Source organism: Bacteroidota bacterium, from assembly GCA_016721765.1.
In the GTDB taxonomy this organism is placed as follows: domain Bacteria; phylum Bacteroidota; class Bacteroidia; order UBA4408; family UBA4408; genus UBA4408.
In genome coordinates, this window is the sequence record JADKHO010000004.1 from 395,941 (window position 1) to 410,731 (window position 14,791).

At 36.7% G+C, this 14,791-nt stretch carries 15 protein-coding genes; 8 read left to right on the forward strand and 7 right to left on the reverse strand.

The annotated features are described in order from the left end of the window. The first annotated feature begins 36 nt into the window (after positions 1–36). Positions 37–1,014, forward strand: a complete 978-nt coding sequence (locus IPP32_15770) for a glycosyltransferase family 9 protein (GenBank protein ID MBL0049543.1) — start codon at positions 37–39, stop codon at positions 1,012–1,014. Here IPP32_15770 and IPP32_15775 read toward each other — a convergent pair whose 3' ends face one another. The 7 genes from IPP32_15775 to IPP32_15805 all read right to left on the reverse strand — a co-directional run bounded on the left by IPP32_15775 (position 1,015) and on the right by IPP32_15805 (position 6,033). After that, positions 1,015–1,911 (reverse strand): hypothetical protein, encoded by an 897-nt coding sequence (locus IPP32_15775; protein MBL0049544.1) that lies wholly within the window; start codon positions 1,909–1,911, stop codon positions 1,015–1,017. Continuing rightward, on the reverse strand, positions 1,901–2,689 hold the full coding sequence (locus IPP32_15780) for an HTTM domain-containing protein (protein MBL0049545.1): 789 nt from the start codon (positions 2,687–2,689) through the stop codon (positions 1,901–1,903). Before IPP32_15780 ends, IPP32_15775 begins: the two co-directional genes overlap by 11 nt. Positions 2,690–2,799: 110 nt before the next feature. After that, positions 2,800–3,447: a hypothetical protein gene (locus IPP32_15785; protein ID MBL0049546.1), complete on the reverse strand. Its 648-nt coding sequence runs from the start codon at positions 3,445–3,447 to the stop codon at positions 2,800–2,802. Between the two features lie 12 nt (positions 3,448–3,459). Beyond that, positions 3,460–4,734 carry a serine hydroxymethyltransferase gene (locus IPP32_15790; GenBank protein MBL0049547.1) on the reverse strand — a complete coding sequence of 425 codons (1,275 nt, stop codon included), beginning with the start codon at positions 4,732–4,734 and terminating at the stop codon, positions 3,460–3,462. Between the two features lie 5 nt (positions 4,735–4,739). Further along, positions 4,740–5,228: a hypothetical protein gene (locus IPP32_15795; GenBank protein ID MBL0049548.1), complete on the reverse strand. Its 489-nt coding sequence runs from the start codon at positions 5,226–5,228 to the stop codon at positions 4,740–4,742. Then, positions 5,215–5,778, reverse strand: a complete 564-nt coding sequence (locus IPP32_15800) for an exosortase/archaeosortase family protein (GenBank protein MBL0049549.1) — start codon at positions 5,776–5,778, stop codon at positions 5,215–5,217. The genes IPP32_15795 and IPP32_15800 overlap by 14 nt, the downstream gene beginning before the upstream one ends. A gap of 18 nt (positions 5,779–5,796) precedes the next feature. Further along, positions 5,797–6,033, reverse strand: coding sequence for a hypothetical protein (locus IPP32_15805; GenBank protein ID MBL0049550.1), 237 nt, complete (start codon positions 6,031–6,033; stop codon positions 5,797–5,799). 213 nt (positions 6,034–6,246) lie between these two features. Between IPP32_15805 and IPP32_15810 the strand changes: the two genes are divergently transcribed. From IPP32_15810 to IPP32_15840, 7 genes are read left to right on the forward strand one after another with little or no spacing between them, the layout of a single operon-like run. After that, a complete protein-coding gene (locus IPP32_15810; protein MBL0049551.1) occupies positions 6,247–8,676 on the forward strand; it encodes a polysaccharide biosynthesis tyrosine autokinase in 2,430 nt (809 codons plus the stop codon). A gap of 59 nt (positions 8,677–8,735) precedes the next feature. After that, entirely contained in the window at positions 8,736–9,767 is a 1,032-nt protein-coding gene (gene neuB / locus IPP32_15815; GenBank protein MBL0049552.1) for an N-acetylneuraminate synthase, read from the forward strand. Continuing rightward, the gene (neuC, locus tag IPP32_15820; GenBank protein MBL0049553.1) at positions 9,764–10,888 is read left to right on the forward strand and encodes a UDP-N-acetylglucosamine 2-epimerase (hydrolyzing); all 1,125 of its coding nucleotides are present in this window, start codon (positions 9,764–9,766) and stop codon (positions 10,886–10,888) included. Before neuB ends, neuC begins: the two co-directional genes overlap by 4 nt. Then, positions 10,866–11,903, forward strand: a complete 1,038-nt coding sequence (locus IPP32_15825) for a nucleotidyltransferase family protein (GenBank protein MBL0049554.1) — start codon at positions 10,866–10,868, stop codon at positions 11,901–11,903. Before neuC ends, IPP32_15825 begins: the two co-directional genes overlap by 23 nt. After that, entirely contained in the window at positions 11,903–12,607 is a 705-nt protein-coding gene (locus IPP32_15830; protein MBL0049555.1) for an acylneuraminate cytidylyltransferase family protein, read from the forward strand. The genes IPP32_15825 and IPP32_15830 overlap by 1 nt, the downstream gene beginning before the upstream one ends. Continuing rightward, entirely contained in the window at positions 12,604–13,578 is a 975-nt protein-coding gene (locus tag IPP32_15835) for an NAD(P)-dependent oxidoreductase (protein MBL0049556.1), read from the forward strand. Before IPP32_15830 ends, IPP32_15835 begins: the two co-directional genes overlap by 4 nt. A 40-nt stretch (positions 13,579–13,618) precedes the next feature. Continuing rightward, on the forward strand, positions 13,619–14,761 hold the full coding sequence (locus IPP32_15840; GenBank protein ID MBL0049557.1) for a LegC family aminotransferase: 1,143 nt from the start codon (positions 13,619–13,621) through the stop codon (positions 14,759–14,761). The last annotated feature ends 30 nt before the right edge of the window (positions 14,762–14,791 follow it).

Here is a 14,791-nt window from a genome sequence, read left to right on the forward strand (position 1 = left end):
TTTTGCAGGATTTTATATTTTTACTGAAAATTAGTTATGGCAAAAATTCTATTCATTCGATTTAGTTCTATTGGCGACATAGTGCTTACTTCGCCAGTTGTTAGAAGTGCAAAGCAGCAGCTTAAAGCCGCAGAAATTCATTTCCTGACAAAAAAATCGTTTGCTAGTATTGTAGAGCTTAACCCTAACATTGATAAGGTTTACAGCATCGAAAAGCACATTGATGAAGTTATTCCTCAACTCAAAATCGAACAGTACGATTACATTATCGACTTGCATTATAACATACGCAGTGTGTTGGTGCGACTTAAACTCAACCGGCCATCTTTTACTTTTTATAAAACCAATTTAAAAAAGTGGTTGATGGTGAATTGGAAACTTAAAAAAAAGCCAAACGAACATATTGTGAACCGCTATTTTAAAGCTGTTCAAAAAATTGGTGTGAAGAATGACAAACAAGGATTAGATTTTTTTATCCCTGCTAAAGATGAAGTTCATCTTAGTTTGTTGCCAGCATCCCATCAAAAAGGCTATATCGCTTTTGTGATTGGTGCCAAACATTTTACCAAACGAATGCCCAAAGAAAAAATGCTTTCTATTTGTAAAAAGTTAACGCATCCAATTGTTTTGCTTGGAGGGAAGGAAGATTTGGAGGTGGCAAATTTTCTTGAAAAAGAAGTAGGAAATACTGTTTACAATGCTTGTGGTAAATATAATTTGCAGCAATCGGCATCTCTTGTAAAACAAGCCCATAAAGTAATTACCCACGATACCGGCTTAATGCACATTGCAGCGGCCTTCAAAAAAGAAATAATATCTGTATGGGGAAGCACAATTCCTGAATTTGGAATGTCGCCCTATTTACCGGAGCATTCAAAACCGGCGATACTAGTGGAAGTTAAAAATTTAGCTTGCCGCCCTTGTTCAAAAATTGGCTTTCCGAAATGCCCTAAAGGACATTTTAAATGCATGAATAATATTGATGAGGAACTCCTTATAAAAGCAGCAAACTAATTATTTTTTCATGGTCGAATACTTGTACCACTGAAATCCGGCGACATTTATATGATCGAGTAATTCCGTCTTTTTGGCATTGTATTCATCCAAAAAAATTTTGTTAGCTTCATCTTGTGCATGCTCCTGCTGCCATTCGCCCAAAAATTCACCGGTGCTGCCCCAAATAGGAATAATGGTAACTTTTTTTGAAACTGCGGCAAAAGAATGTAAGCGCTCTTGGGCGCGATCATAAGCCTTTTCGGGATTTTTCAGATAAACATCCACTAAAATTCGATCTACCGTATTTGCAATAACCTTTGCTTGTCCTCTGCTTGGCTTGCCCACATAAACCTCCGATTTAATACCCAAGGCCTGAGCCAATGAATCAATTCGAAACATTTGCACCCGGTAAAATTTAAATGCACCTGAAGTATCACAACTGCAATTTGTTGGCATTAAATAGCGCGTGCAATAATACCCTCCCGGTGCAGTACTTTTTCGGTTCCAATACTCGAATTCAAAATTTAATACATTCACTCTTTCAATTGTATCTGTTCGAGTGCGGTTATATTTTGCAATAATAGTATTAAAGGTGTCATACTGTTCGCTGCTCATAGCAAAGGATATAATTCCATACTGTTGCTTCGCCCTTTTAATAAAAGATGCCAGTATTTTCCCACCGGTTTTTGGGTTGCTGATTTGAATCTGCTTTTCAATGTCCTTTGTTTTATAGGTGCATAAGGCATTAAATCCATTTTTCTTGCAGTAATTCAATAACTGATCTTCGAGAGGCCGTTTTCCCAATATTTTATCAAAGCCATCTACATACAAACCTTTATATGGCTGTGCGTTTGCCGGCTGACTAAAAAATATGCAGCAAAATAAACCGATTAAAAAAACAATTCTACTTCTCAATTGAAATTACTTTTTGATGTACACGAAAGTACTTGTTTCGAAAGGCTAAACACCATGCTTCAGATGCAAATAACAAATACATAACAATCATTAACAATCCAAAATCCACAATCCCCATTACCAGAGCAATTAATGCATGCAAGGCTATACCAAATGTAAGTAAATATGGTTTTAGCTTCTTAATCCATATACAAACAGGAAATAATATTTGAAAAAGCAGAGTTAACCAAGTGAGCAGTCTTAAAGGCAATTCTATGTTGGCAACAATATCCTGAACAAAACCAAGTGTAAATTCATCGTTTAATAGAGCATAATGCATGGCAGAGCCATCCATCCATTGCGAGCCTTGTAGTTTATAATAACTCGAAATAAAATACACTACGCAAAGCTGCACCTGAGCAGCTAAGAATGCAAAATTAGTTAAGCTTATAGATAGCGCTTTCAGCTTACCCGCTTTATGCATTGCGTTTTCATCCATCAATACCAAATAAAAAAGTTGTAAGTGCAACAAGTCGGCACTCCCATTTTGAATTGCAACACTACGGTGGTATAAATTGGAATAGCAGAAAAAGATAAGCAGTGCTAAAAGTCGCTGCGAGCTCACAAAGAAGGAAGCAACAATTGCAATCAACAAAAGTAATACTAGTCCGGGATAATAAGTTGAAAATGCCGGATGTGAGAGCAAATTCAAGCTTTGCAGTAAACTATTCCCTTCGTAAATTAAAGGTGCAATTGGAGCGTTTTTACCCCATATAAAACTTGCAACAGGAAGTTGCATTAAGGTAATTAGAAACGTAAATAAATATACCCCTTTGCGATAAAGAAATAGTGCATGCGGGTGCTGCACTGCATGTGCCTGATTAAATAAATATGAAATCCACTTACTCCTCATCTTACTAGTTCGACTTTAGGAAAAAAAAGATAAGTGTATTTTGAATTCTTCACCTCAAACTTGTTGTTCACAGGAGCTATTTTTTCGAGCAATAAGGCACATTCAAAGCTTTTCGGGAAAGGCTTATTCTGAAATGCCCTCATCCACTGCTGGTTAAAACAATAGGAAGCTTTATAAAAATGTATGGAGTTACGCAGCAATAAGTCTAGCTGCTTTTGAGCAAGATTTGTAGGCAAGGTTTTATCACAACGTTCAACAGCATCTGCATGTGCACGCAGCAACTCTGTTATTGCATTTTTATAAATAAGGTATTCATAACCGCTTGAAGAAATACGATTTTGTTGATGTTTTAAAATTAAGGGAGCACCAACATTTTGCCAACTCGAAAAATTTTTACCATCCGAAGCATAGCGTACAAAAAGCTTATACTTTATTTCGGGAACATCCGGTGCAAAAATTTTGAAATTTTGTGTAAAGAGAGGCTCTGTGTATTGTTTTGATAAGCTTGCTAATCGGCTCGTGTAATTTAATTCACGAAACTGGTATGCTATTGTTAAAGCGAAATGCAGCACCAGTAAAAGCAAAAAAAAGAGAGAAAGCAGAATTTCCAAATGCTGCTTCTCTCTTTTTGTAGTTGTATTCATTAAAGGATTGTTTTACCAGGCATAGAGCGGCAAATCTTGCATAAGCACATTCACTTCTTTGCGCACTTCGGTAATTTTATTTTCTGAATCCTTGTTCACAATAACTCTATCGATAAGGTCAACAATGTTTTCAATCTGATTTTCTTTAATTCCACGAGTAGTGATGGCGGCAGTTCCAACACGTATACCGGATGTAACAAAGGGTGATTTATCGTCAAATGGAACCATGTTTTTATTTACGGTTATATCCGCTTTCACTAACACATTCTCAGCTTCTTTACCGGTTACATTTTTTGAGCGCAAATCGATGAGCATACAGTGGTTATCGGTTCCGCCGCTGATAACAGCATATCCTCTATCCACAAAAGCTTTTGCCATCACCTTTGCATTCTTCATTAATTGTATTCCGTAAGTTTTAAAATCATCGTGCAACGCTTCACCAAAAGCTACTGCTTTAGCTGCAATCACATGTTCGAGGGGGCCTCCTTGTGTACCCGGAAACACTGCACCATCCAGCAAGGACGACATTTGTCGCAATTCACCTTTGGGAGTTTTTAAGCCGAATGGATTTTCAAAATCTTTGCCCATCATAATTAATCCACCTCTTGGTCCGCGTAATGTTTTATGCGTGGTGGTGCTCACAATATGACAATGTGGAAGTGGGTTATTCAAAAGTCCTTTTGCGATTAAACCTGCCGGATGTGCAATATCTGCAAGCAGAAGCGCACCAACACTGTCGGCAATTTCACGCAATCGTTTGTAATCCCAATCTCTTGAATAAGCCGAAGCACCACAAATCATCAGTTTAGGCATCACCCGTTTAGCAGTTGCTTCCACTTTATCGTAATCAACCTGACCGCTTTCTTTTTCTACTCCATAAAAACTTGGAACATATAATTTTCCTGAAAAATTAACGGGTGAACCGTGTGTTAAGTGACCGCCATGGGATAAATCAAAACCCAAAATTTTATCACCCGGTTTTAAGATAGCTAACATTACTGCTGCATTTGCTTGAGCGCCACTGTGTGGTTGCACATTTGCCCATTCGGCACCAAATAATTCTTTTATACGGTCGATTGCCAACTGTTCTACTTTATCAACTACTTCGCAACCACCGTAATATCTTTTAAAGGGAAGCCCTTCTGCATATTTATTCGTGAGGCACGAACCCATGGCTTGCATCACTTGGTCGCTAACATAATTTTCGGAAGCGATTAATTCGATTCCATGCGTTTGCCTAATTAATTCTTCTCCGATAAGGTCAAAAATGACGGTGTCCTTCTTCATATGTGTTAAGTGGTTTTATTATTTAGGTTCGAACTGAGTTTAAATGCAGGAAATAAAATCATTAAAATCATGGGTGATTGCATTAATGCAAGAAAAGAACGCGATATACTTGAAAATTTCTCTGTGCTGTTCACCATCCATCCGTAAAGGTAAAAAATAAGAATTGTAAGTAGCAATGCGGTATGAAAATAAAAACAAATCCAAAGAAACGTGCGATTGGCAAACTCATACTTTACAACTAGAAGTGTGATGGCAAAATAAATCAAAATAAAGAAAACAGTGAGAAAATACTTTGCATAATATAGCTGCATGTAGGTAAATTTTTTCAAGAACAAAAATGTTTCAGGCACAGCGTAAGAGCTGTCGTTGTAATACAATTGATAGAGGTATAAATTATAATACCTAAGAAAATAATCGCGAAAAAAACCTAAAATAATTAGAAAAAGAATTACGCCTATATAAAAAAACAATCGTTGATTTTTAGTTGCTTTCACGAGGTATAATATTTTCCTGTGACTTCTTGGGAATTGATAACTTGTTGGCCCAAATCATCCAAAGGATGAAGACAAACGAATAAACAAGAATAGTAAATGTATAAGTGTGATTCAATTCGAGGTAATCAGGCCAATAAAGTGTAATAAAAACCAAGGCAATTATACGCAGCAGGTTAATTAAATGAATAGAGAGTATACCAAGTGGGATAAACCATAGTTTCGTTTTTAATGGACCGGGGTAAGCAATTACAAAACCCGAAAAAAGAGCAAATAGTGTAAGCCCATTACAGGGGTCTCCAATCCATAATCCATGCGTACCATCGATGCCTAAGGTTCGGATATTACTTGCTAAATAGGGTTCCGGAATTAAGGTAAATCCTAGCGCTGAAATAATGAACTCGCCACTACGTATTAAATTATTAATAACCAATCGGTCTACAACTCCAAGTGGGTTTAACCAAAGTTCGTAAACAAAATACCAAAGAATAAAGAGGAGTAATGCTTTAAGGAGAAAAAATAAGGTTGGATTCTTTTGAATTTTCTTAAACATTAAAAAGTATCCAAACTATTAGATGTCTTTATTTTCGACGTTTTTACGTGAATTGTATATTTTTTTTGCACCTACAGCTACTCCGGCAGCCACAAGGAAGCTAATGCCACCATCAATTGGAATGCAAGGTGGAGGCAAGCAAGGAGGACCACCACCACCGGGAGGAGGAGGAGGAGAACCGGCACGAGAGTCCAAAATAGTAACGAAAACAAAAAATGCGGTTATGGCAGTTATATTAAAAACTAACTTCTTCATCTGCGAATATATTTTTTACAAAAATAATAAAATTGTTTTGATTTTAAATTAAATACATGACTTATTATTTTTAATCGACGAATGGTTAAATAAAATACGCTTTTTTATACTTATCAGCCTTGCTAATAGCTCAATAATTAAGGATTAAAGCCGAAATTACATTTTATTTATATATTTGTCGCCTTTTGAAATTCTATTTCTCACTCAACTTGCATGTCTCAAAAAAGCGGTTCACTAATAGATATTAACGATTTAAACAAAGGCCTAAAAATCATCTCTGAAAATTGGTTGATTATGGTTTTGTTTTTGGGAATTTCCTACATTCTAGCCTATGTTTATATACATAAACTAACTGAATACTCAGCTGCCAAAACTCAAATTTTAATTAAGTCGGAAGAAACGTATGACTATCAAAGTCAAATCATGGCAGGCTTAGGTCAATCCTATAATTATTACAGTAGTTACGAAAAAATTTCGAATGAAATGCGTGTCATCAAATCCTATGATTTGATTGAAAAAGCAGTTTCCAAACTCAATTTAGATGTTTCTTATTATATAGTTGGAAGGTTAAAAACAACCGAAATATATGAATCGAAACCCTTTCAAGTGGTGGTTTCAAGTATAAATCCTGGACTTTATGAGCAAACAATAAAATTAAATTTTATTGATGATAAACGGTATCGTTTAAAATACGAACGTTATGGTGAATCGGTGGTGCATGATTACTTTTTTGATAGAGAAGCAGTGGATACGGATTTCAAAATTGTAGTAACTAAAAATTCCGGCATTGATAAAAACTCCGCCCTTTCATTAAAGGATTTGGAATACCAGTTTAAGGTGCATAAAAAATCCAATTTAATAACCAAGTACCAATCCACCCTTTCGGTCGAAAATGAAGAATACACTGCTATCTTAACACTTTTAGTGGAGGATGAAATTCCTGAACGCGCCGTGTTGTTTTTGGATACCTTGTCAAAAGTGTATTTAGATTATTCTCTTAAATCCAAGGTAGATATAAATGAAAACACTTTGCGGTATATCGACAAACAATTGGATGAAGTAATTCAAATTTTATCGCAAATTGAAGATGATTTAGAAAACTATAAAAAGAAAAAATCGATTCTTGATTTAACAAAAGAAGAGGATTCCTATTTTCAACAGTTAACCGATTTTGAATCTCAAAAAACAAAGCTTGAATTGCAGCTTCAAACTATTGGTGAGCTTGAGAAATATATTATTTTAGATAAAGATCCCGAGTTGCTCCCTCCTTCCTTTTACATTAACAATGAAGATGATTTCTTAAAAAAATCAGTTGGTGAATTATATGCATTCCAAATTGCACGTAATGGCGCCCTGTTTAACTCCACAGTAAAAAACATGTCGATAACAGAAATCGACCAAAAAATTAAATTGCTTAAGAACAATATTCTTACTTATTTAGGCAATACTAAAGTTGCTATCCAAGACAATATCAATCGTGTTACTAAGGCCATCAACACTTACGAAGGCTCTATCCAGAACATCCCTCAAAAGCAGCGACAACTATTAAATATTGCACGTAAGCAACAAGTTTATGAAAAGATGTATTCGTTTTTATTGGAGAAAAAATCGAGTACCATCATTGCCAAAGCAGGTATAGTTCCTGAAACAAAAATTATAGAATCAGCTCGATCAATTGGTGTTGTTAAACCTGACAAAACAAAAATTTTGTATTCCTTTTTGGGAGGTAGCTTAATTTTATCGCTTATAATAGTTTTTATACGTACTGCATTTTTCTCTCGTATTGAAAGCGTACAAGAATTAAAAGCACTTACTACACTGCCTATTTTAGGTGAGATTTTATTTTCGAAAGCCGGTAAATCATCTTATATAGTTGTGGATGCCGATCCTAAATCGCCCATAACTGAATCATTTCGCTCCATGCGCACCAATTTGGAATACATGGCTTCCAATTCTAAATCGAAATTGGTTATTATTACTTCCAATAATCCCGGTGAAGGAAAAACATTTTGCTCCATCAACCTGGCTTCGATTTTGGCAAAAGCCGGTAAAAAAGTTTTGATTATTGAGCTCGATTTGCATAAGCCAAAAGTGCATTTAGGTTTAAATATGAAATCAGAATTTGGAGTAAGTAATATTCTTATTGGAAAAGAATCCACCAAGAATTCAATTCTAAAAACATCAATCGAGAATTTGGATACCATTCTTGCCGGCCCTACTCCACCAAATGCTTCCGAATTAATATTAAGTCAACACATGCTCGAAATGCTTGACTATGGTCGAGAAAATTACGATTACGTAGTTGTGGATACGCCACCGGTTGGGCTTATTTCAGATGCCTTTATTTTGATGAAGTATGCGGATATTAGTCTTTTTGTTTTAAATGTTCGATTTGCAACCAAAGGCTCTGTAAACAATGCACACGAAATTGTTGAGTTAAATAAACTTCAAAATTTTGGATTTGTATTAAATGGTGTTCGAGAGAAAAAATCGAAATACTATTATAACCGCTATTCATATGGCTATGGATTTGGTTATGGCTATGGTTACGGGTATGGAAAAGGATATGGATATGGGGGCTACTATGGCTACGGTCAAAAAAGTAAAAAAGATAAAGGCGATAGTCAGGAATTAAAGTCCTAATCCGATAATTAAAGAATATAATTTGTGCTTTTCCTGTACAATAATTCTGAATACACGTCATGGGCTCAACTGCAATTCGAATTATAGCCGAAGCCGGTGTTAATCATAATGGAAGCATTACGCTTGCAAAACAGTTGATTGATGCAGCTGCTTTAGCAGGAGCCGATTATGTAAAGTTTCAAACATTTTCAGCCGATAAAGTGGCAAGCAGTCAAGCTCCTAAAGCCGCTTATCAATTAAGCTCTAGCTCAAGTAGTAATGAATCCCAGTTGGACATGTTGCGGAAATTGGAGTTAACAGCAGCGATGCATGAAGAACTGCAAAGCTATTGTTTGCAGAAAAACATAAAATTCTTATCTACTGCCTTTGATCTAGGAAGCATTGATTTGCTAGCTAAACTTAAACTTGATTTTTTCAAAATTCCTTCAGGAGAAATAACGAATAAACCTTACTTGGAGTACATTGCCAAACAAGCAAAGCCGGTGCTTTTATCAACCGGAATGGCTACCCTTGCAGAGGTTAGCGCAGCAGTAGATTGCCTGGTGAATGCCGGAATGAAGCGAACAGAAATTAGTTTAATGCATTGCACCAGCGAATATCCGGCACCTTTTGAGGAAGTGAATTTAAATGCAATGTTGACGCTAAAAAATGAATTCGGATTAAAAGTCGGCTATTCGGATCACACAAGCGGTATCGAAATTTCGATTGCAGCGTCAGCGCTTGGTGCTGAGTTTATTGAAAAACATTTTACACTCGATAAATCAATGCCCGGTCCTGACCATAAAGCATCACTTGATCCTAGTGAGCTGATTGCATGGGTTAAGGCCATACGGAATGTTGAAAGCGCAATGGGAAGCAGTGAAAAAAAACCTAGCACATCCGAAATTAAAAATAGAGCAGTTGTTAGAAAAAGTATTTTCCTGCATAGCAATTTACCCAAGAATCACATTTTACGTGCAAACGATCTTGAAATGAAAAGACCCGGAAACGGAATTTCTCCTATGGAACTTGACCTGGTAATTGGAAAAAAATTAAAATACGATCTGCCAGCTGAACACCAATTGACTTATTCCGATATTTACGAGGCATGAAAGTAGGTTTACTTACTAGCTCCAGAGCTGACTACAGCATTTATCTTCCACTGCTGAACGCATTGAAAAAAGATTCCTTTTTTGATTTGCATCTTATCGTATTTGGTACACATTTATCGCATAAGCATGGCTTTACGCTGCAAGCAATACAAGCGGATGGCTTTACTATATCGGCTCAAATCAACAGCCTGCCGGAGAACGACAGTCCTTATGAAATTTCCAATTCGATGGCGCGCACACTGAGTGAGTTTTCTACCTTTTGGAAAGATTCCGATTATGAATTGGTTTTTTGTTTTGGTGATCGTTTCGAAATGTTTGCTGCATGTTCGGCGGCGATTCCATACGGTATTAAGTTAGCGCATATTCATGGTGGCGAAACTACTCTCGGGGCAATAGACAATGTATTCCGTCATTGTATAAGTCAAATGTGTGCCTTGCATTTTGTTGCTGCGGAGCCTTATAAAAACAGGGTACTTGAACTGCTTGATACCAAATACAATGTTTTTAATGTTGGTTCGCTAAGTTTCGATAATCTAAAAAATAGTACCCTCTTATCGGTGGAACAGTTTATCGAAAAATTTTCTGTTGATTTGAATATCCCTACGATTTTAATTACCTTTCATCCTGAAACGGTGAATTATAAAAAGAATGAAGGTTATATGATAGAATTGATTGGGGCTTTGGAACATCTTAACGACCATCAATTTTTAATTACCATGCCTAACGCAGATACCGGAAGTACTGTGATTCGTGAAAAATGGGAGGAATTTATAAAAGCGCATCCGGACAAGGCTTTTGGATTTGAAAATCTAGGAACTATAGGCTATTATTCTGCCATGAAGTATGCAAGCATGATGTTGGGAAATACTTCAAGCGGTTGTATCGAAGCTGCATACTTTCCTACTTGGGTAATAAATATTGGTGATCGTCAAAAAGGAAGATTAAAAACAGCGAATAGGATAGATTGTAACGTTAACAGTGCTGAAATAGTGTCAGCTATTTCCACCATAAAAACACAAAAAGCCCTTGTAGATTCAACTGTGTATGGCAATGGCACAGCAGCTGAAACAATATTAGGGATACTCAAAAAATACGCAAGTGAACAAGCATCTGATAAATGAAAAAAGCACCTTAAAAGATGCTTTGGTACAACTCAATAATTTACACTTGTACCTCACCCTTTTTGTTATTGATGACCATGAGGTATTAAAGGGAACCATTACCGATGGTGATATACGCAGAGGCTTACTGAAGAACATGAAACTGGAGGACCGGGTTTCTGATTTAATGAATGTGAATTATAAGTCATTTCATGAAACTGAATTTAAGCTTTCCGATTTAGATGAAATTCGTAAAAAGGGATTGGTATTAATTCCAATAACTACCGACCAAGGAAAGATTAAACGTTTACTGAATTTTAAGGAACTAAAATCGCTCTTACCAATTGAAGCAGTGCTCATGGCGGGTGGCGAAGGTTCACGCTTAAACCCAATTACCAATACAGTTCCAAAATCGCTTTTAAAAATTGGAAATAAACCCATACTCGAGCACAATATTGATCGTTTAATTCAGTATGGAATTGATACCGTAACAATTGCTATTAATCATTTGGGTGAACAAATAGTAAACTTCTTTGGTGACGGGGCATCCAAAAAAATAAAAATTAATTACCTGCAAGAATCCAAAAAGTTAGGAACCATAGGTGCATTAAGCTTACTCTCCAAATCGAATTACAATCATGTTTTGCTTATGAATTCGGATTTGTTGACGAATATTGATTTTGAATCCTTTTACCGTGATTTTTTAAAATACGATGCCGACATTTCTGTAGCCTGTTTTCCTTACAATGTAAGTGTTCCTTATGCAACAGTTGAAGTGGATGGGGAAAACATTGTTGGTCTAAAAGAAAAGCCTGTTCTCACCTATTATTCTAATGCAGGTATTTACCTTATCAAAAAAGAACATTTGGGACTCATACCAAAAGACACATTATTTGAGGCTACTCAATTTATTGAGCAACTTATTCAGCGCAAAAAGAAAGTAATTTATTTTCCCATTTTAGACTATTGGTTAGACATTGGTAGAGTGGACGATTACAATAAAGCGCAGGAGGACATTAAGCACATTAAACTCTAATGAAGCTACTATGCATAATACCGGCAAGAGGCGGTTCTAAAGGTATCCCGAATAAAAATCGCAAACTTTTAAACGGCAAACCACTACTTTTTTACAGTATTGACATTGCTCGAAAAATAGTGCCGGATGCGCAAATTTGTGTGAGTACCGATGATGTTAACATTAGTGAACTTTGTGAAAAATACGGGCTAGAAGTCCCGTTCAAAAGGCCTTCAAAATTATCGAGCGATACTGCCAACACCAGCGATGTTATTGCGCATGCAATTTCGCATTATGCAGCACAAGGAATGAATTATGATACGGTTTTACTTTTGCAACCCACCTCCCCTTTTCGAACGGTAGTTCAAGTGAAGGCTGCACTAAAATTATACAGTGGAAAAGAAGATATGCTTGTGAGTGTTACTGAATCCAAATCGAATCCTTATTACAATTTGATGGAGGAAGCTGAAAATGGTTATTTAAAAAAATCAAAAAAAACAAAGCAACAAATTACGCGCAGGCAAGACGCTCCACCGGTGTACGAAATTAATGGGGCCATTTATGTTATAAATGTAAAATCGTTTTTGAATAAAGGTGGTTTGGGTGCTTTTACACGCATCAAAAAATACAGCATGCCTGAAAGGGATTCATTAGATATTGACACGCCACTAGATTGGCAATTTGCTGAATTTTTGCTTGCAGCTAAAAATAATAACGCACTATGAAAAAAGTTTTGGTAAGTGGAGGCGCCGGTTACATAGGGAGCGTATTGGTTCGGCAATTGCTTCAAAAAGGGTATGCTGTGAAAGTTGTAGATGCCTTATTATTTGGAGGCGAGCCCATTTTAGATTTGTTGACACATCCCCATTTTACTTTTTTGAAAGGTGATATCCGAAATGAAGAAACCCTAAAAATAGCCTGCAAAGGAATCGATTATGTTGCACACCTCGCAGCAATTGTAGGTGATCCGGCGTGTGCAGCACAACCCGAAGTAACACGCGAAACAAATTTACTGGCAAGTAAATCCTTTTATGAAATTGCAAATGCCGCAGGTGTTCAAAAATTTGTGTTTGCCTCCACGTGCAGTAATTATGGTAAAATGAAAGATGGTACGGGCTATGTTACAGAGGAATCTGAATTAGCTCCCATATCGCTTTATGCGGAAACAAAGGTAGAGGTAGAAAAATACTTGCTGCATCAACACAAAGAAAGCAGTTGTAAACCTACTTGCTTGAGGTTTTCGACTGTGTATGGCCTCTCCTTGCGACCCCGTTTTGATTTAACCGTGAATGAGTTTACAAAGGAAGTAGCACTTAAACGCAAATTGGTCATTTTTGGCGAGCAATTTTGGCGGCCTTATTGCCATGTAAACGATTTGGCTGCAAGTGTTGAATTAGTATTTGCTTCCCCATCCGTAAAAACCGCATTTGAAGTTTTTAATGTAGGAGACACCGGTGAAAACTATCAAAAAAAAATGATTGCAGAAGAATTGATAAAAATTATTCCTGATGCCAAGATTAGTTATGTTAGCAAATCAGAAGACCCTCGCGATTATCGAGTAAATTTTGATAAAATAAAAAATGAATTAGGGTTTAAAATTACCCGTAAACTGCCCGATGGAATCAAAGAAATTAAGCAAGCTGTGTGCGATGGATTTATTGCAAATCCTGATGATAGCAAGTATCGAAACAGTTGAAATATTTTTAAAAAGGTTATATTTTTAGTCCACTTATGAAATGAAGCATTCCGAAATAGTTGATTTTATTAGAAGCCGCTTCACCACTGAAGAATTTATTCCGCTGCATGAACCACGATTTTTGGGCAACGAAAAAAAATATTTATTGGATTGTATCGATTCTACATTTGTTTCTTCAGTTGGAGAATATGTTAGCAATTTCGAAAAACAACTGGCCCTTTATTGCGGCGTTAAATATGCGGTTGCTACTGTTAACGGCACTGCCGCGCTTCATCTTGCGTTGCGCTTGGCTGGTGTAAAACGAGATGAATTGGTATTGACACAAGCGCTCAGTTTTGTTTCTACCAGCAATGCTATTTCTTACACAGGTGCTTCTCCTGCTTTTATAGATGTGGACACTGACACTTTGGGAATGAGCCCCGATAAATTGAACTTGTTTTTAACTGAACACACCGTACAAAAAGAAGATGGCTGTTACCACCCTGAAAGTTCAAAAAAAATAAGTGCCTGTGTTCCCATGCATACATTTGGTCATCCTTGCCGAATTGAAGAAATTGCTGTAATCTGTGCCAATCACAACATAGCATTAGTAGAAGATGCAGCCGAAGCAATGGGAAGTTTTTACAAAACAAAGCATGCGGGAACCTTCGGATTAATGGGCATACTCAGCTTTAATGGGAATAAAATTTTAACCTGTGGTGGTGGAGGTGCCATTCTTACGAATGATGAAGTGTTGGCTCAAAAAGCTAAACATTTATCCACTCAAGCAAAAGTGCCACATCCATGGGAGTTCCAGCACGATGCACTTGCTTATAATTACCGCATGCCTAATATAAACGCGGCATTAGCCTGCGCACAATTAGAACAACTGCCTCACTTTTTACAAAGCAAACGCGTATTGGCAGATGCCTACGCTACTTTTTTTGCACCTACAAATTTTACTTTTATAAAGGAGCCTCAACATGCTGTTTCAAATTACTGGCTATGTGCGCTATTGTTAATGGATAAAGAAGAGCGAGATGCATTTCTGAATTTCACCAACAAACAAGGGATAATGACACGCCCTACATGGAATTTATTAAACAATCTGGAGTGGCTCCAACCGGCGATAGCGGGCGATTTAAGCAATTCAATTGCACTTGAAAGTAAAGTGGTTTGTATTCCAAGCAGTGTGCGACTTTAGATAATTTTTGCAAGAGCGAAACGGTTAATT

What these genes read in the sequence shown, in the direction of transcription:
- neuC (MBL0049553.1), top strand. Translation starts at nt 9,764, where the DNA reads ATGAAAGTAGGTTTACTTACTAGCTCCAGAGCTGACTACAGCATTTAT.
- IPP32_15790 (MBL0049547.1), bottom strand. Translation starts at nt 4,734, where the DNA reads ATGAAGAAGGACACCGTCATTTTTGACCTTATCGGAGAAGAATTAATT.
- IPP32_15800 (MBL0049549.1), bottom strand. Translation starts at nt 5,778, where the DNA reads ATGTTTAAGAAAATTCAAAAGAATCCAACCTTATTTTTTCTCCTTAAA.
- neuB (MBL0049552.1), top strand. Translation starts at nt 8,736, where the DNA reads ATGGGCTCAACTGCAATTCGAATTATAGCCGAAGCCGGTGTTAATCAT.
- IPP32_15785 (MBL0049546.1), bottom strand. Translation starts at nt 3,447, where the DNA reads ATGAATACAACTACAAAAAGAGAGAAGCAGCATTTGGAAATTCTGCTT.
- IPP32_15780 (MBL0049545.1), bottom strand. Translation starts at nt 2,689, where the DNA reads ATGCAACTTCCTGTTGCAAGTTTTATATGGGGTAAAAACGCTCCAATT.
- IPP32_15835 (MBL0049556.1), top strand. Translation starts at nt 12,604, where the DNA reads ATGAAAAAAGTTTTGGTAAGTGGAGGCGCCGGTTACATAGGGAGCGTA.
- IPP32_15840 (MBL0049557.1), top strand. Translation starts at nt 13,619, where the DNA reads ATGAAGCATTCCGAAATAGTTGATTTTATTAGAAGCCGCTTCACCACT.
- IPP32_15810 (MBL0049551.1), top strand. Translation starts at nt 6,247, where the DNA reads ATGTCTCAAAAAAGCGGTTCACTAATAGATATTAACGATTTAAACAAA.
- IPP32_15830 (MBL0049555.1), top strand. Translation starts at nt 11,903, where the DNA reads ATGAAGCTACTATGCATAATACCGGCAAGAGGCGGTTCTAAAGGTATC.
- IPP32_15805 (MBL0049550.1), bottom strand. Translation starts at nt 6,033, where the DNA reads ATGAAGAAGTTAGTTTTTAATATAACTGCCATAACCGCATTTTTTGTT.
- IPP32_15770 (MBL0049543.1), top strand. Translation starts at nt 37, where the DNA reads ATGGCAAAAATTCTATTCATTCGATTTAGTTCTATTGGCGACATAGTG.